Annotated in this window: 15 protein-coding genes; 7 read left to right on the plus strand and 8 right to left on the minus strand. The window is 54.9% G+C overall.

Annotation, left to right across the window (positions count from 1 at the left end):
• Nucleotides 1-321: 321 nt before the first annotated feature.
• On the minus strand, nucleotides 322-897 hold the full coding sequence (locus tag CVV30_06100; protein ID PKL69748.1) for a peptidylprolyl isomerase: 576 nt from the start codon (nucleotides 895-897) through the stop codon (nucleotides 322-324).
• Nucleotides 898-1,070: 173 nt separating this feature from the next.
• On the opposite strand from CVV30_06100, the gene nifB reads away from it, so the two are divergent.
• Complete coding sequence (gene nifB / locus CVV30_06105) at nucleotides 1,071-1,964, plus strand: nitrogenase cofactor biosynthesis protein NifB (GenBank protein PKL69150.1); 894 nt, start codon at nucleotides 1,071-1,073, stop codon at nucleotides 1,962-1,964.
• A gap of 48 nt (nucleotides 1,965-2,012) precedes the next feature.
• Here nifB and CVV30_06110 read toward each other — a convergent pair whose 3' ends face one another.
• Together CVV30_06110 and CVV30_06115 are read right to left on the minus strand one after the other, a co-directional pair.
• Nucleotides 2,013-2,411 (minus strand): hypothetical protein, encoded by a 399-nt coding sequence (locus CVV30_06110; GenBank protein ID PKL69151.1) that lies wholly within the window; start codon nucleotides 2,409-2,411, stop codon nucleotides 2,013-2,015.
• A 125-nt stretch (nucleotides 2,412-2,536) separates the two neighbouring features.
• Nucleotides 2,537-2,863, minus strand: coding sequence for a hypothetical protein (locus CVV30_06115; GenBank protein ID PKL69749.1), 327 nt, complete (start codon nucleotides 2,861-2,863; stop codon nucleotides 2,537-2,539).
• A 170-nt stretch (nucleotides 2,864-3,033) separates the two neighbouring features.
• On the opposite strand from CVV30_06115, the gene CVV30_06120 reads away from it, so the two are divergent.
• Nucleotides 3,034-3,882 carry an 8-oxoguanine DNA glycosylase gene (locus CVV30_06120; protein PKL69152.1) on the plus strand — a complete coding sequence of 283 codons (849 nt, stop codon included), beginning with the start codon at nucleotides 3,034-3,036 and terminating at the stop codon, nucleotides 3,880-3,882.
• 364 nt (nucleotides 3,883-4,246) lie between these two features.
• On the opposite strand, the gene CVV30_06125 is transcribed toward CVV30_06120, so the two are convergent.
• Nucleotides 4,247-5,473, minus strand: coding sequence for an adenosylhomocysteinase (locus CVV30_06125; protein PKL69153.1), 1,227 nt, complete (start codon nucleotides 5,471-5,473; stop codon nucleotides 4,247-4,249).
• 214 nt (nucleotides 5,474-5,687) lie between these two features.
• On the opposite strand from CVV30_06125, the gene CVV30_06130 reads away from it, so the two are divergent.
• Nucleotides 5,688-6,494, plus strand: a complete 807-nt coding sequence (locus CVV30_06130; protein PKL69154.1) for an imidazole glycerol phosphate synthase subunit HisF — start codon at nucleotides 5,688-5,690, stop codon at nucleotides 6,492-6,494.
• Here the strand turns inward: CVV30_06130 and CVV30_06135 are convergent.
• Genes CVV30_06135 through CVV30_06150 form a run of 4 tightly spaced genes read right to left on the minus strand, consistent with a single transcriptional unit; the run spans nucleotide 6,463 to nucleotide 11,815 of the window.
• Entirely contained in the window at nucleotides 6,463-8,091 is a 1,629-nt protein-coding gene (locus CVV30_06135) for a phenylalanine--tRNA ligase subunit beta (protein ID PKL69155.1), read from the minus strand. The genes CVV30_06130 and CVV30_06135 overlap by 32 nt on opposite strands.
• A gap of 2 nt (nucleotides 8,092-8,093) precedes the next feature.
• Complete coding sequence (locus tag CVV30_06140) at nucleotides 8,094-9,536, minus strand: phenylalanine--tRNA ligase subunit alpha (protein ID PKL69156.1); 1,443 nt, start codon at nucleotides 9,534-9,536, stop codon at nucleotides 8,094-8,096.
• Nucleotides 9,537-9,538: 2 nt separating this feature from the next.
• Nucleotides 9,539-10,795, minus strand: coding sequence for a tryptophan--tRNA ligase (locus tag CVV30_06145; protein PKL69157.1), 1,257 nt, complete (start codon nucleotides 10,793-10,795; stop codon nucleotides 9,539-9,541).
• 9 nt (nucleotides 10,796-10,804) lie between these two features.
• Nucleotides 10,805-11,815, minus strand: coding sequence for an endonuclease (locus CVV30_06150; protein PKL69750.1), 1,011 nt, complete (start codon nucleotides 11,813-11,815; stop codon nucleotides 10,805-10,807).
• 286 nt (nucleotides 11,816-12,101) lie between these two features.
• Here CVV30_06150 and CVV30_06155 point away from each other — a divergent pair, with 286 nt between their 5' ends.
• Genes CVV30_06155 through CVV30_06170 form a run of 4 tightly spaced genes read left to right on the plus strand, consistent with a single transcriptional unit; the run spans nucleotide 12,102 to nucleotide 17,522 of the window.
• Nucleotides 12,102-12,752: a hypothetical protein gene (locus CVV30_06155; GenBank protein PKL69158.1), complete on the plus strand. Its 651-nt coding sequence runs from the start codon at nucleotides 12,102-12,104 to the stop codon at nucleotides 12,750-12,752.
• Nucleotides 12,482-13,159, plus strand: a complete 678-nt coding sequence (locus tag CVV30_06160) for a hypothetical protein (protein ID PKL69751.1) — start codon at nucleotides 12,482-12,484, stop codon at nucleotides 13,157-13,159. Before CVV30_06155 ends, CVV30_06160 begins: the two co-directional genes overlap by 271 nt.
• Nucleotides 13,159-14,718, plus strand: a complete 1,560-nt coding sequence (locus CVV30_06165; GenBank protein PKL69159.1) for an AAA family ATPase — start codon at nucleotides 13,159-13,161, stop codon at nucleotides 14,716-14,718. Before CVV30_06160 ends, CVV30_06165 begins: the two co-directional genes overlap by 1 nt.
• Nucleotides 14,715-17,522, plus strand: coding sequence for a hypothetical protein (locus CVV30_06170; GenBank protein PKL69160.1), 2,808 nt, complete (start codon nucleotides 14,715-14,717; stop codon nucleotides 17,520-17,522). Before CVV30_06165 ends, CVV30_06170 begins: the two co-directional genes overlap by 4 nt.
• Nucleotides 17,523-17,525: the final 3 nt, after the last annotated feature.

Here is a 17,525-nt window from a genome sequence, read left to right on the forward strand (position 1 = left end):
TATATCAGATTCAGAAGAAGGAAATCTCTTGTAAGATCATTCTCGCTAACATTGACCGGTTCATACTATTTGTCTGGATTGAGGTTTTCTACAGAGCAAAAAAATAAAATCAAGCTTCGATTTAAAAATAAAAATCAAGCTTTGATTAAAATTTTAAAACCAAGGATCAAATGAAAATTTAAAATCAAGATCCGTTTTAAAAATTAAAATCAAACTTCGATTCAAAAATAAAAATCAAGATCCGATTTGAAAATAAAAAACAAGCTTCGATTCAAAAATAAAACCCAAATTCCGGCCAAAAAAAATATCCAAAAAAAAGTATCAGGCTTTCTGGATCTCAATCATCCGGATCCTAAAGACAAGATCTTTTCCTGCAAGTGCGTGGTTCTCATCAATGGTAAATGTCGAGGGCGTAACATTGAGCACCTTCACCAGATCGACAGCCCCATCGGTTTGCCGGATAATTTTCAAAACCCCGCCTTCCACCGGAGTTATGTTGGCAGGCAGTAACGAGCGGTTCATCACATGGATAAGGTCCTGGTTATACGGTCCATAAGCCTTGTCAGCCGGAAGATTCACTGTCTTTGTCTCCCCAACAGACATCCCTTTGACGCCTTCTTCAAAAATAACCCGGCCCTGCCCGATGATAAACGTGAGCGGTGTTGCGTTCACGTTCGTATCAAAGACCGTCCCGTCAGGAAGACTTCCGGTATATTCAACCGTCACCATATCCCCGCTCTTTGCCCCATTGGGATTGAGGACGGACGGATTGAGCACCAGGTACGCCGCAATTATAATAATCAGGATTCCCGCTGCCGCAACCAGCGCAAGCTTCGGGTAGAGTTTCTTTCTCGCCGCCACCGCTTCCCTGCCCTTGACCTTCTCAGACTTCTTCATGGTAATCTCCAGTACAATAATCCGGTCAGGCTTATACATTTACCCCGTTGAGACAAGGCTGGTAAACAAAAAACCGGGCGTACTGACAGGCAGGCAGATCTCTTGTTCACCGTGATGCACTATCACGATTGCACGGTATTTATACCAACAGAACGAAAGTAGTGGTGTTGATTATGGCTGATCAAGTGCAAGTCGCAGACGTTGCGGGGAAAAAAGTCGAGTGGGATGCAGCGCAGATGCGCAAAATAAATGAACATCCCTGCTTTTCCGAAAAAGCATGCCACACCTTCGGCAGGTGCCACATACCCGTAGCACCCAAGTGCAATATCCAGTGCAATTACTGCATCCGGGACTTTGACTGCGTAAACGAGAGCCGCCCCGGCGTCACCACGCGGGTACTGAATGCCGATGAATCCATGGACATGGTCAAGAAAGTAGTGGAGAAGTACAATTACATCAAGGTCGTCGGTATCGCGGGCCCCGGCGAACCGCTGGCAAACGAAGAAACGTTTGAAACCCTCCGCCGCCTTCACGATGAATATCCCAATGTTATCAAATGCATCAGCACCAATGGTCTCCTCCTCCCCGACAAGATCGACCTGCTCGAAAAATATGATGTCGGTAATGTCACCGTAACGCTCAATGCAATCGATCCCGAGATCGGCGCAAAGATCTACCAGTTCATCGACTACAATGGCAAGCGCTATACCGGTCTCGAAGGCGCAAAAATCCTCCTCTCCCAGCAGATGAAGGGCATCGAAGAAGCCGTAAAGCGGCACATGATCGTAAAGATCAACACGGTCTACATCCCCGGCATCAACGAGGATCATATCCCGGCAATAGCCAAGAAAGTCGGCGAGATGGGCGTATACACGTTCAACGTCATCCCGCTCATCGCCCAGTACAAATTTGCCGACATTACCCCGCCCACGCAGGAGATGAAGCGAAAGATGCAGGACGAGTGTGGGAAATATGTCAAGCAGATGCGCCACTGCCAGCGCTGCCGGGCCGACGCGATCGGCAAACTCGGCCACGACGTCCAGTCGTGCATGTATGAAAAGAAATAATTTCCTATTTTAATAATTTTACCGGACAAATACCGGAAAAAAAGAGAATCAATAATTCAGGTTTGCAAACGGACGATCAACCCGCTCCCCGTTGCCACTTAAAAACAGGATCCGGTTCATCTCTTCAATCACCGGCTGCAAGGACGGGGGAACTGCAGATTCCTCGGCATTTACCGTCTTGCTGTGATAACTTATGGTATACCGGTAATAATCGGCAGAACCATGCCGGGCTGTGTAATTCCCCCCAAGCTGGGAAAACTGTGCCGCGTTGAAAATACCGGTTATCCGTTCGAGATCCGTCTGGTTCAAAAGGGTCTCCGTGCTGACGGTTTTCCGGGAGATGATGGTAACCCCGTTGTCAAAAATAACCAGCCGGTCATCCACACCGGCTATCCCGCCCGTGCGGTGGTAATCAACAAATACCGCCGGGGTAGCGGGGCGTGTCACGGGGGGTGTCTTAACGCCCAGGCACCCGGATACCGCTACGGCTGCCAGAATGACGATTATACATAGTGCTATCCATTTCCTGATGATTATCCCTCCGCCAGTGAATTTAACCAATAATTACGGATTTACAGCTGCACTACATCTGCCTTGACGGGCTTTCCTGCAGTTTTTCGTCCAGTAACTTCTTCCAGGACATTAATAAGATTGTCGAGTTTTTCATTTTTGAACGCTTCCCGGAAAGCATGCAGTTCAGCGGCATTCATGATCATGATCCCTTTTTTCTTCATGGGAAGCCCGTTTTCGCCGATGGGGTTGATATCAATCGCAAGGGAAGCCGCCCGGTTCTTGTACGAGGGAAGCCGGATGATAGAAACTCCCTTTACGGAAGTATTCTTTCGTTCCCAGTCCGCTCCTTCTTCGATAAATTCCTTAAGGCTTTCAGCTAGTTCCATAAGAACAACTTTTGAGTTATATATTAAAATGCTATCCGTTCTGATCCCAACCAATTTTTTGTCATTGCTCAGGATCCTGGAACCGGGCAAAAACACAGGTTTTAATAAAAAAAATGGGTGTGTGGTATCCATATATGGGTTGAAGGACAGACGTACCGGTACAATATCCTATGCCGAAAATCTCCCTTTCCCCAGACCAGCCATTCTCGCTCGACCAGACTCTGGGGTGTGGCCAGGTCTTCCGCTGGGAGCAAAAGGCCGACGGGTGGTGGTACGGCATTGTCAGCGACCGGGTCATTAAGATCCGACAGGATGGATCGAGTCTGACCTTTGAGGGCGCTGACACCGCGTTTATCCGGAATTATTTCTCCTTGGATCTGGACCTGAAAAAGGTAATAAAAAAGATTGACCGGGACCCATTCATCCACGCCGCTATCCGCAGGTGCGCCGGTCTCCGCCTCGTTCGCCAGCCACCATGGGAGTGCCTGATCTCCTATATCTGTTCCACGAATTCGAACATCCCAACCATCCGGCGCAGGATTGCCTCGATTGCAGAACAGTTCGGGAACGAAATCGAATTCGAAGGAAAGACTTACTTCTCGTTTCCCGGTCCCTCATCTATCACCTACGAGGGAAATGAGGGGCTCACGATATGCAAACTGGGATACCGCCAGCCCTATGTTTTTGGCACGTCCTGCACAGTCACCGATGAAAAACAATGGGAAGAAACAATCCGCAGGCTCCCGTACGAAGATGCCCGGAAAGAGATGATGAAACTGCACGGGGTAGGGCCCAAGGCAGCAGACTGCATCCTGCTTTTTGCCTTCCAGAAATACGAAGCCTTCCCGGTCGATGTCTGGATCCGTCGGATCATGCAGCAGAATTATCTCACAGACCTGGATCTCGAAGCCGGGCTCACCAACCGGGATTACAATACGATACGACAGTATGCCCGGGAACATTTCGGGGAATACTGCGGGTATGCGCAGGAATATTTGTTTGCGGCGCGGGAAGGATGAGATTCCGGGTGTTTTTCAGGTTTTTTAAGCTCAGACAATCGGGATAGTAAAACCATGACACTCGCATTGCGATAACAGGCTTGCAGGGGTGGATAAGCACCCCTGCTTCGCCAATTCTCGTTCCCAAAAATGGCGATTAATAACACTCATTGCCACCGATGAGGCTCTCCTGTAGCGAAAAATCGACAGTTCTGTTTAGGCAGTTCCATTTAGTCCTGTTCTCCCGCATTAAACCGACCTAGCGAAGTGGGGATGCTCGCCCATCCCCACGAGCCCGGTATCCTAATGTCGTATGCGAGTGGACGAAAGTAATCTCAAGAAATGGATCCGAACGGGTGTAAAAAAGAAAAATATTCCGGGATATCTAAGTCCCGATATCCCAGCTGCACTGGTATTTCTTCTGCTCCTTTGACTGCGTATCGATGGAAAGCCCGAGCGAGGAGAGCTTGATATTTGCAACCTGCTCATCGATATCCTGCGGAACCTCGTATACACCGCCCTTGAGTTTCTTGCCGTTCTTCGCAATGTACTGGGTGCAGAACGCCTGGAGGGCGAAACTCAGGTCCATGACTTCGATTGGGTGACCCATACCCTTGGGGGTCGCAAGATTGACAAGCCTGCCCTCGGCAAGTACGTGAACCGCTTTGCCCTTGAGCATGAACGTCTCGATACCTTCGCGGGTGATGACCTTGTCGGCATGCTTGTGGAGCCATTCGATATCGATCTCGACATTGAAATGACCGGCATTGGAGAGGATTGCACCGTCTTTGAGTTTCTTGAAGTGCTTCTGGTTAATCACGGCCATGTTGCCGGTCGTGGTGATGAAGATGTCCCCGAGTGCTGCTGCCTCGTCCATGGTCATGACCATGTATCCGTCCATGTGCGCTTCGAGCGCCCGACGGGAATCGATCTCGGTAACGATGACCTTGGCACCGAGCCCGTGCGCCTTCTTTGCAAGACCCCGACCGCAGTAGCCGTACCCTGCAACGACAATGTACTTGCCGGCAATCAGGGAATTGGTCGTGATCATAATCGAGGTGAGTGCACTCTCTCCGGTCCCGTGGACATTATCAAAGAACCGCTTCATGGGAGTGTCATTCACAGCGATAACCGGAAACTCGAGTTTCCCGTCTGCCGCCATGGCACGGAGGCGGTGGATACCTGTGGTTGTTTCCTCACAACCGCCAATCACGGTCTTTAAGAGGTCACGGCGTTTGGTGTGGATGTAGTGGATAAGGTCCATGCCGTCATCGATGGTGATGGTCGGCTTTGCGTCCAGCACCTGGTCAATGGCAGCGTAATACTCTTCGACCGAGCAGGCCCGCTTTGCATAGCAGTGAACGTTTTTCACATCATTGAGCGCCTCTGCAACATCGTCCTGCGTGGAGAGCGGGTTGCATCCCGTGATATGCACCACTGCCCCGCCGGCGGCAAGCGTGGTGACGAGGTTTGCGGTCTTGGCCTCGACATGGAGTGCCATACCAATCGTCATACCGGCAAACGGTTTTTCCTTGACAAACTGTTTCTTTATCGCAGCGAGCACCGGCATGTACTGCGCAGCCCATTCCATCTTCAGTTTTCCTGTACTCATAAAATCACCTAGGGACGGTGCCCTTAACGGCACCTCCCGTATCCTGTCGTACCCTATGAATAGGCACGCCAAGTTACATAAAAACTCCGGGATTCGGGACAGGTACTTCTTTGAATAATCCGGATAGATACGGAATAATCCGGATGCATACGGATGAATCCGGAGTATCGCGTTTGAGAAATATAGATAGGGATAGCACACCCAATTTTTACCAATGGTGCTCACGCGAAGGATCATTCCCTGCCTGGATCTCAAGGACGGGAGGGTGGTCAAGGGGACGAATTTTCTCGGCTTGCGGGATGCCGGTGACCCGGTCGAGCTTGCCGAACGCTACAATGAGCAGGGCGCAGATGAAGTGGTGTTTCTCGACATCACCGCGTCAAAGGAGAAACGGGGCATCATCATTGAGCTGATCAAGCGGGCAGCCGACCAGCTCTTCCTCCCGCTGACGGTCGGCGGGGGTATCCGTTCCTTAGAAGATATCCAGCAGATCCTCCGGGCCGGCGCCGATAAAGTGAGCATGAACACGAGCGCCGTGCACGACCCAACCCTCATCACCCGGGGCGCAGAATCCTTCGGCACCCAGTGTATCGTGGTCGCGATGGACGTGCGCCGGAACTTCACCCCTAACGAGAAAGCAATTCCCGTATTTCTCGAAGACGGCACAAAATGCTGGTATGAAGTGGTCATCTACGGCGGCAGCAAGCCAACCGGTATCGATGCGGTTGCCTGGGCAAAGGAAGCCGAGGAACGGGGGGCGGGAGAGATCCTGCTCACCAGTATGGAGACCGATGGCACCAAGAACGGGTTTGATCTCGCAATTACTGCCGCAATATCCGACGCTGCCGGCATCCCGGTAATTGCAAGTGGAGGTGTCGGAAACCTGTCGCATTTCTACGACGGTTTCACAAAAGGCAAAGCCGATGCCTGCCTTGCAGCAAGCGTTTTCCACTTCGGGGAGTTCACCGTAAAAGAGGTAAAAGAGTATCTCAGAGAACGGCATATCCCGGTACGGCTCTGAGGTCGAACTCGAACGCAGCAACGGAGTGCTCAAGTTCAAACGCTTTCAATACAGCGGGATGAATCTCGCCAAAGACTCCAATCTTTTTTCCGCCGGAAATAATATCGCCCCGACGTCCCTCGATGAAGGCCGCGTCGGTGGATTCCTTCACTGTATATTCGATGGAGAGCTCGTGGAGCATCGCGTCTGCCGAGGCGTAGGCCTCCGAGAAGTCCGCGTCCGGGTGGGTGCTGACCCCGGCTGCCTGCTGGTAGGTGAGGCAGGAGTCTACGACATCGCCGACGGTGAATAGGCGCTGCGGGAGTTCGCGGTGCCGGTTCAGGGTTAAAAATTCAAGAAGCAGGGGGAGGAGCTCGGTCCTGACCACGGTGTTCTCGATGCTGATGGGGTGCATGACATGGAGGACACCTTTCTTTTCGTCGCGCTGCATCTTTCCGTACAGCACATCCTCGTTGGTCAGCGTAAACGGCATCACTTCGAGATAGCCGAGACCGCAGAAGGCTTCACGGGCTAAAGCCGCGTTGACCTGCACCGGGTGGGGTTTTCCCACGGTGAAGGTTTTGGGCGGCTGGCTTTCGAGCCGGTCATACCCGTATGCAATTGCCACATCTTCGAACAGGTCCCAGTCGTGCATAATGTCAGCACGGTAACAGGGGACCTGTACCTTTACCGTGTCTGCACCTGCCGGTTCAGCACCAAAGCGCATCTTCCGGAGGAGTTCTGCCATTGACGCTGCGGTCAGCTCGATGCCAAGAAGCCGTGAGCACTCGCTCACGCTCACTATCCGTTCTGCGGGGGCAAGAGTCGGGGTCTGCACGCCGCCGATCTCAACACTCTCGATCTTCGCGCCGGCTTCGGCCATCGCGGTGCAGATGATATTGACCGCTACACTGACCGCCCGCTTGTCGGTGCCGGTCGTGTCGAGAAGAATGTTCTTCGTATCGATGGTCACGCGTGTCCGCTCACCGTTGATGATCGGGGGAAACGAGAGGACGTGGTCGTCGTCGTCCACGATAAGCGGGTAGAGCGGGAAATCTTTGACGATCTTCGCATAGTCCCGGCCTTTCGGGTGCTTTTCGAGGATCTCCGTCATCGTCATCTTCTCGGTGAAGTCGAGCGGGATGAAACCCCGGCTTGGCCGGGAAGCGATGTAGTGGAACGGCGATCTGACGGTATCCATGTCGTGGATGCCGATCGCAACCTTGCTTCTTCCCCTGCCGACTGCCCAGTGGAGCGACTCCTGCAGGGACATGATGCTCTGGATCGACTCGTCATCGAACGAGACTCCCCGGATAACCGCTGCCCCAAGTACGGGGCGGATGGTTGCAAGCGCGGGATCGACGGTGAATTTTATGCCCGAGGGTTTGACCGGGTAGGACGAGAGACCGGTCTCGATCCCGAGATAGCCCCGCATGGCCCGGGCCACGCCTTCGGGAGAGAAGAGGTCGGGGCGATCCGGGAAGAACTCCACATCCGCATGGTCCTCTTCGATCCGCTCGACGTCCGATCCGATGAGGGCAACCTTGTCGAGGATCGTCTTTTTGTCGGTGCGGGTCAGCCGTTCGAGATACTTGTAGGGGAGCGTAATAACGGCCATTTTCAGATCCCTCCCTTCGTGTGGCGCAGCGAAGGCGTCTCGCGGAGGAACGCCACGTCGCTCTTATGCAGAAGCCGGAGATCCTTGAGACCGAGACGGAGCATCGCGATCCGGCTCACGCCAAGACCCCAGGCAAGAACGGGGTAATTGATCCCGAGCGGGGCGGTGACCTCCTCGCGGAAGATGCCAGCACCACCCATCTCGATCCAGCCAATCCCATCAACATATACCTCGGCATCAAGGCTCGGCTCGGTGTAGGGATAGAACGAGGGCTTGAAGCGCACGCTCTCGAAGCCCATGCGGTTGTAGAACTCCCGGAGGATCCCCAGCAGGTTCCCGAATGAGACGTTCTCGTCCATCACGATCCCTTCGAGCTGCTCGAACTCGGCCAGGTGGGTGGTATCGATCGTCTCGCGCCGGTACACCCTGCCAACACAGAACGCTTTCACTGGGGGATTCGGGTTATTCGCAAGGTACTGGATCGAGACACTCGTGGTGTGGGTCCGGAGCACGCACTGCTCGGCCTTCTCCTCCTTCCAGACGCCGCCCCAGCCGGTCGAAGAGGTCTCTCCACCAGACTCGTGCATGGCCTTTACCTTCTCGTACCCCGGAGGGAGCGGGAGAGTTTCATTGAGATAGAACGTGTCCTGCATCTCCCGGGCCGGGTGATCCTGCGGCTGGAAGAGGGCGTCGAAGTTCCAGTAGGACTGCTGGACGATCCCGCCGTAAAGTTCGGTAAATCCCATTTCGAGCAGGATCTCCCGCATCTCGCCGATGATCCGCTGGTACGGGTGGATCTTACCGGGATACGCCTTTTTGGGGAGTTTGCTCACGTCATACTTACGGAGATTGAGGTTCTTCCATTCGCCCGAGATGATCTGGTCTCGGGTGAGGGTGCCGGTCTCGCCTCTGAGGTCGAGCCCCTGTTTCACGAGTGCAAGCCCGGCAGGAGTGATGGCGATCGTGTACCGGACAGTTTCGGATTCCTGTAAAATGCCGCGCTTGATGAGTTCCTTTGTCTTTGGATCGGCATCGGAGGGATTTTTCAGGGCGGCTTCATCCGCATCGGTGGTGGCTCCCGGGGTTTTTGCAACGGACGTGCCCTCGACTTTGACCAGCCCTTTCTTTCTCAGCTGGCCAAAACCAATCTTAAACGCCTCGTGCTTCTGGAGATCGGCAAGGGTTGTTCCCGGCAGGATAAAGCGGAGGAGCTGGGTCTCGGGAAGCCCGTTCTGTGCATAGGCCTTCCCCTCATCGGTGTATACAAACTCCTTTGCCACAATTCTCTCAACAAGAGCGAGACCATTATCCTGTGCAAGGTGCGCCCACTGCACCACGGCTTCAGGAGTCGCTTCGAGCAGACCCGCGAGATGCGGGGCATCTGCCTTCTTCTCTTGTTCCAGTATTGCCAGCAGCCGTTTCTCGTTCTGGGTCAGTTCCGCCATTCTCACACCTCAATTGTGTCCATAGCCACGTCCATCTTCTCCTTGAAGTCGTGCAGGAACGAAACCACGCGTTCCGCAGTATCCTTCTTGCACTGGCCGCAGGTAATCTCGCCTGCCGTGCATTTCCGCCGGATCTCTGCCAGTTCCGTATCGTCGGTTACCATGTGGAAGAGATTGAGTAGGTAGAGCGAGCACTTGTCCGGTTCCCCGCCGAGCCGCTTCTGCTCTTCCAAAGTCACCCTTCCACCGGTGATCCCGCTCATCACTTTCTTTCTTACAACCGACTCGGTCTCGTAGAACGAAATGATGCTCTCGGGAACACTGCTCGACATCTTGCCACCCGTGAGCCCGGGCATAAAGACGTGATAGGTGGACGAGGGCGTGTAGAATGCATACCCGCCGTGCGCCCGTTCAATCTCCCGGACTTTCGCGCTCACATCAACGCACTGCGCATCTTTGATATCCACGTGGCCTTCGTATTTCTTCGCGTGCGGGAACGCCTTTTTCACCGCATCGAGTGCTGCTTCGGGAGCATTCTTGGACCGGACACTGATGTACCCGTCCCGCTCCTCTATCGTAAACATCCGCATCTTATGGGCAACCCCGCGTGTGAGCCGGATGTGCGGGTCCTGGTCAACGCCGACCGGCACGAGCGTAGGAGCAGGTTCCCGGTCGATCTGGGGATACAGGATATCGGCTACCTGCGTGATCACGCTGTCCGCGTGGGCAATGTCGGTCTCCGGAGAAAAACCGTAGATCGCCGAGAGGTCCGAGAAGTTCACCTTCATTGCCGCTTCGAACGCGAGATCCTTGAGCCGCTCGTTTTTACTCTGGAAGTACGTGGTGCCCTCGAACCCGAGCGCATAGAGGCAGGCGAGATACTCCTTGCCATATTCCTGACACTTCTGCCATGACAGATCCCGGACCGCGTGAGCCTCGCGGTCAGCGATGGTCACGTACCCGTTACCGCCCTGCTGGACGTGCCAGACCACTTCCTTCATCACCATTAAGTGACCGAGATGCGGGTGACCGCTTGGCATGAACCCGGTGAGGATATGGAAGGGCGTGCGGTTGCGGATCGCTTTTGCTATCGGAAGGTAATCGCGGTGACCGACAACAATATTCCGCCGCATGAAATAGGGAACGGTGGGGAGTTCGGCGAGGACCGAACCTATCGGGTCGATACCAAAATCGGCGAATGTTTTTTCGATATCGAGAGACGGCGTGCTTGACCAGGGGTTGTTCTGCGGTTCCGGCATGAAAGGTGCTCACAGTTTGATTCGTGCAAATTCAACGAATTGGATTCCGTTAGTATGTACAGTGCCAAACAACATCTTCTTTTTGACACTGTGCGCCATCCGGACCGAGCGCGAGATCGTGCTCATGGGAAGCGCAGCATCCTTCTCCACTGCATGTACCAGCAGGTCGGAATGCACGTTCTTCCCGCAGTAGACCCGGAAGTGGTGCCCGAATTTGTAGCCGGTCCGGGGCGTGTAATCGTGCGACCGGAGTTCGGTGTATACCTTGTCTTTCTCGGGGAGTTCCGGATCATTCTCGCGGGCGAGTTCAAAATATTCCGGGGTGCTGATGGGGACATCTCCTTTCCGGAGCTCCACGGTACCTTTTCCCATGAGATAGAGCAGTTCAACCGGTGAGAGCATGAGCCGTTCGTCATCCAGGCGCTTGCCAAAACCGGCTGCCTCGAGATCGGAGGGGGGATTAATCCGGACCATTGCGGATTTCCCGATAAGGACTGCTTTATGTTTCGAGAGCGGTGTCAGGGTAGTGCACGCATCTGCCAGGACCTGGAGCTTGATCTCGTAATACGTGAGTTCCTCTTCATCATCGACAACTGCGAGCACGTACTGTTTGCGCATATTCCGGGACGCAACTACTTCTTCGATCAGTTTGGTAAACCGGATGGGATCGCGTTCCGAGAGCACCCGTACCAAGTAGAGCGATTCTCCGGTACCGGGTTTCTCCCCGCGTCGGAATAACCGGAAGTCATGCGGGCCGGTCTGCACCACGTATCCTCGTTCGCGGAGATCGCGGTACACCAGGAAACTCCGCAGGAAATTGCGTTCGCTGGCGAACTCTGAAAACAGACTGTCGAACGTATAGCCGTCGATTGCGATCTTCTGGCGGTGGATGAGATAGAGCGCCTCCTGCGGTGCAAGTTTCACGCCATCCTTTTCCAGGCGCCCGTACCCGCTCTGTTCATAGAGCACGCGCCCGTCCTTTCCCACCCGCACAGCGGTGCCGTCAAATATCGCTTTCACTGCCGGATATATTGTCTGTACAGGATAATAAGTCACCCCGAACTCCAAGCGGTGTTTCTGCGCGATGGGCAAATCACTGAGCGAAATCCTTATGAATTACATTAATTCGTTTCAATGGCTATAAAAAGGGTAAAATTCAATATGTATAGTCAGATCGTATCTCATAAGTATGCTTATTTGCACGTCCCCGCGGGTGAATTCATTCCGGGAAATTATGGGTAATACTATAAGATAGATCGATCACCCACACCGGAATCATTTAACAGCCATAAAACGCGGCGGAAAAATGAAGGTGCATTATACCAACGACCACGGATGCCGACGTAAGAGCGCGATCAACCTTGCAGGTTTTCTTGCACGGTCATCAGTGAACGGACCCGGCATCCGTTCCGTCGTCTGGGTGCAGGGATGCCCTCTCCATTGCGAGGGCTGTTTCAACCCGCAGTTTTTACCATTCACTCCCGCTCAGCAGGTTACCCCATCGACCCTTGCTGACACCATTTTCGCACAGGAACCCATTGACGGGGTCACGTTCTCGGGCGGCGAACCATTTGCACAGGCAGATGCACTGGGTGAACTCGGCGAACTCCTGCGGGAACGTGGCCATTCACTTGTCACATTCACGGGATTTTCAGCAGATCGTGTGCTCGGGTCAGCCCACCCGTCATGGAAACGCCTGCTTGCAGTCACCGATCTCCTGGTTGCCGGCCCCTATATCCCGGCCCTGAAATGCAATACACCGTTGATCGGTTCATCGAACCAGCGGATCATCCCGCTCACCGATACCATTGCCTTGCCCGAATCCCACGCATCCCTATCAGCCGCTTCAGGACAGGTTACCGAGTTCACGATCTATGCCAACGGGACTCTTACTGCTACCGGCTTTCCCGAAGCCCGGTTTGTCAACGAGCTCGCGCACCGCTGCACGGAGGGCTGATAAGGACCATGTCGCACTTCAGCCGCATCCGGACACAATTCCGTCACCGCGAGGCCCTGATCCAGTGCCTTGAGGAATTAGGCCACACGGTTGAAACCGATACCACCATCAAGGGATATCACGGGCAGCATACCGTCGATATCGCCGCGATACAATCCAGTGGCTACGGGGTCGGTTTTGTGAAGAACAGCGATGGCACCTACGACATGGTTGCCGACTGGTGGGGAGTGTCCGGCACCGGGCAGAAAAAAATTGCCGACGAGCTGAAGCAGCAGGCAGAGACGATCCAGAAGGAGTACGCGAGGAAGATGGTGCTTGAGCAGACAGCAAAGGACGGGTTTGAGGTAGTGTCGCAGACCAATGAAGCGGACGGGACCGTGCGGATTGTTGTGCGGAGGTGGACGTAGTGCAGCACAAGGAGCCGGATTTCGCGCGAAAACTGAATGTCTCCCTTCGGGCCCGTGTTACCCTGATTGTCGTGATGACGCCGGAAGAGGAGCGGGTGGTTGCGCAGGTAAAAGAGGTCTGCGAGAAATGGGAACCTTCCCGCCAGTGCATTGCCTGGGACAGCGTGGACGGGTTCTCGGTTGTCTGCGGAAATTCGGGTTTTCTCGCCCAGTCCCGCGACCCGCTTACGGCTCTTGACGATATGGCCAAGACCGACGAGAATGCGGTGATCCTGCTCAAGGACTTCCACGAGTACTGGAATAACCCGCAGGTGAAACGCAAGATCCGCAACTTTTCCCAGAAGTTTAAGTACAGCCGGAGGACGATGGTGATCGTCACCCCGGTACAGCGCGTGCCTGAAGAGATCCGGGACGAAGCAGTCCTCATTCATTTCCCTCCCCCCGGGGCTCCTGAACTCTCAAAAGAGCTTGACAGCCTCCTTGCAACGAGCGGGATTACCAGTTCGCTCTCGGAAGCGGGCAGGGAGAAACTGATCCAGGCTGCGCTCGGCATGACACTCAACCAGGCCCGGCGCTCGTTTTCCCGGGCAATTGTCACGCACGGCACGCTTGACGACCGGGATATCGATGCCATCATCGCGGACAAGAAAGATGTCCTGAGCCAGTCAGATGCGCTTGAGTTTTACAGCCTTACCGAAAATCCCGATAATGTCGGCGGGCTTGCCCAGCTCAAGGACTGGCTCCGGCTCCGGGAGCGGGCGTTTACGCAGGAAGCCCGGGACTACGGTCTTCCTGCCCCCAAGGGCATTGCCCTTATCGGGATTCCCGGAACAGGAAAGAGTCTCACGGCCAAGATGATCGCTGATCTCTGGCACCTGCCCCTGCTCCGGCTCGATGTGGGAGCCTTATTTGGCAGCCTTGTAGGAGAATCCGAGGAGCGGACGCGCCGGGCCCTCTCCCTTGCTGAGACGATTGCACCCTGCATCCTCTGGATCGATGAGATCGAAAAGGCATTTGCATTCGGCAGCGGCGATGCCGGCACCAGCCAGCGGGTCTTTGCCCACCTGCTCACGTGGATGCAGGACAAGACGGCTCCCTGTTTCGTGGTGGCAACGGCCAACAACATTGCTGCCCTTCCGCCCGAACTCCTGCGCAAAGGGAGGTTTGATGAGATTTTCTTCCTCGATCTTCCCAGTACCGAAGAGCGGCGCGAGATCTTTTCCGTTCACCTGAAAAAACGCAAGTGCCTGCCGGCCGAGTTTTCCTTAGATGCGCTTGCAAAGGAGAGCGAAGGCTACGTGGGGGCCGAGATCGAGCAGACCGTGATCGACGCGATGTACTTAGCGTTCAACGAGAATATGCGCCGGGTCACCACTGAAGATATCCTCGGCTGCATGAAAACCCAGGTGCCGCTAGCAATCTCCCAGCGCGAGACCGTTGCTGCACTGCGGGCATGGCTTGCCGAGGGACGGGCTATCTCCGCGTCACGGGCAGTCCCTGCACATGGACATACCGAACGGACAATCGCGCTCGAAACCTTTGAAAGCATCCCTACGTGAGCGGCATGAAGTATCCTGTTTCTGCCCCCCTCATAGGTCCGTGGCTGTACCGGCGTTCAGTTAAGGAACTCGCACAATGGGCACGTCAGGGTGATGAGGCAGCAGTGCGGAGCCTTGCCGGGATTTTTTGCATTTCCAAAGATGAGGCTGCACGGGGCATTGCCCGGACTGCGCTGTGTTCTCTCAATTCCTTACCTGCCATTGATGCGTTCTGCACAGATGTGCTGGAACGGAACGATGCTGCATTGAACAGCATCGCGATCGAGAGCAATTACCAACCCTCTGATCCTGAAACACTGGCGCTCTTCCTCTTCATCACCGGTCAGCGGGAACGATATGCGCACTGCGACCCGTTACCGCCTCACCCGCTGCTCGCCACAGGCTATGCCCGGGCAACAAACCGGGTCCGGTTTCACACCCGCAGTGCGGCGAAAATGACTGGGCAGTACCCTGTGCTTGCAGCAGCACTTATCGGAACAGAACAGCAAGGGAATCCGGTCGCATGGTCTGAAGAGGAATGGGAGATCGTCATTTCCGGCCTCATCCAGGACACTGAGTGGAAGGAACTCTGGCGATTGGTTGTTCATGCACCGCCATCTCTTGCAATCACTGCCTTATCCACCATGAGAGCAGCCGGGTGGAAACCCGTTGGTGAGGACCGGGTACTATGGGAAGAGATCTGCCATGCTCTGCCCGTTGCATGGAGCAGCCCGGTGCCGTATGATGCACCATCCCCACCCACGTGGAGCCCGGACAGCCAGCCCCTTCGCCTTGCTTTTTCAGGAGACTGCACCCTGCTCGCAGCCACCTGTGCTGACGGAACTGTGTATCTCTGGAATACGAAAACGGGAACACTTCTCTTCGAACTCCCCGCAGGGCCCTGCACCACCAGCGGGCTAGCCTTTTCACCCGATAACACCCACCTGCTCTGTGCGGGAACCGATGGCACACTCCGGTGCCGGGATGCCATGACAGGTACACTCCTCTGGTCGGTCGCCACCGGGGGAAAGGTCCCGGTACATTTTGCCTGTTCGCATAACGGTACGGCAGTTGTCCCCTTGAGTACCGGAGGGAAGATCCAGATCGTTGACATGACAGATGGGCAGGCACAGGATAGTTCTGGAGGTCATGATGCCGCAGTCACCTGTTGTGCACTCTCATCAGATAACCGGTATTGTGCAGTGGGATATGTGGACGGGGCCGTGGGTATATGGGATCTTCAGCAAGCGGATTACCTGCAAACGCTGGAAGGTCTGGGCAACCCGGTCAGTTGCCTCTCTTTTGGTGAACATGGTGATGAGTGTCTCGTTATCTATGAACAGAACAAGCCCGCACGGTGGAAAATACCTTCCGGTGAACGCACCCGAACCTATACCGGCACTACCGGCCCACTGCGTTGTTGTGCCATCACACCGGGCGATAATGCATTTGCAATTGCAGGCGATGACCGGATTCTCAGGTTCTGGCAGGCAGGAAAAAACACTCCCATTGCAGAGATCCCCCTCTACAACCGCCCCCTTGCTGCATGTGCTTCGTCTGCTGACGGCAGGATCCTGGCTGCCGGGTGCACGAACGGCACCCTCCGAATCTATGCCATGAACACCGGTACGGTAATCCATGAAAAAAAGGCACACAAACAGGCGATAACGGCGATTGTCCTTTCGTCTTCGGCAGAGATGATCGCGAGCGCTGGAGGGGACGGTGCGGTGAAACTCTGGAACACGGATTCAGGTGAAATTATCCACACGCTCCTGAATCCTGCCGGGGGAGTGACCGGGATTGCTGCAACCCCCGATGGAGCGACAATTTTCGCAGGATATATAGACAGTAAAGTCCGGCAGATTTCATGCGAACCGGGAGTATTCAGCCGTACGCTCGATATGTACACGAGCACCATCCTGGCGATTGCCATAAATCCTGACGGTGCCCTGTTAGCCTGCGCCGGGGGGGATTCCACGCTGCGGATATGGCATGGAACCGGCGGGCTTGTTGCCAGCGGCGAGGGACTCACCACCACCCAGCAGTGCCTTGCCTTTTCCCCGGAGGGAACGATGCTGGTCTCCGGGGGGTGGGACGGGAAGTTGCGCCTCTGGAGCATGCAGGACTGCCAGCTGCTCACAACACTTACCGGCCATACCAGTACGATCACAGCCCTTGCAATCTCACCGGATGGCACCATGCTAGCGACCGGCAGCAATGACCGGAGTGTCCGGCTCTGGACACTTTCCGATGGAAGGTGCGTTTCTGTACGGGAAGATTCCCGCAGCGAGGTGAGTGCATTGGCCATTTCTCCCGAAGGCAGCCTGCTCGCATACGCGGGAGCAGATGCAGTTATTCACATCTGCCATCTGCCGGAGGGCCGGCCTGCTCCTGATATTCATGCACTCCCGGGTACGATCACCACACTTGCATTTGCGGGAGACGGGCGGGTGCTGGTGGCCGGCTTTGATACTGGAACCGTAGCAGTCTTTTCCTGCGCAGGGCGACACCTGCTGCGAGCTATCCCAGCCCATACCTCAACAGTGACGGGGATCGCTGTTCTTCCCGGCGGGGAGTCAGTGCTGACCGGCAGTCTTGACGGACAGGTGCGGCGCTGGAAACTGCCCTGGACCCGGCCTCTTGGTGAAACTACCCTTGATGTTATCCCGCTCATTACCGAGTATGAACGCACCTGTTCCCGGCCGGAGCCACAGGAGCAATGGACATTTCTCCACAACATGCTCGCGGCCCGGTTCTGCCATGATATCGAACTCTGCACCACTGTCAATGACGAACACATGTATGATATCCAGATCGTGGGGTGACTT

The organism is Methanomicrobiales archaeon HGW-Methanomicrobiales-1, assembly GCA_002839675.1.
Lineage (GTDB): Archaea > Halobacteriota > Methanomicrobia > Methanomicrobiales > Methanospirillaceae > Methanoregula.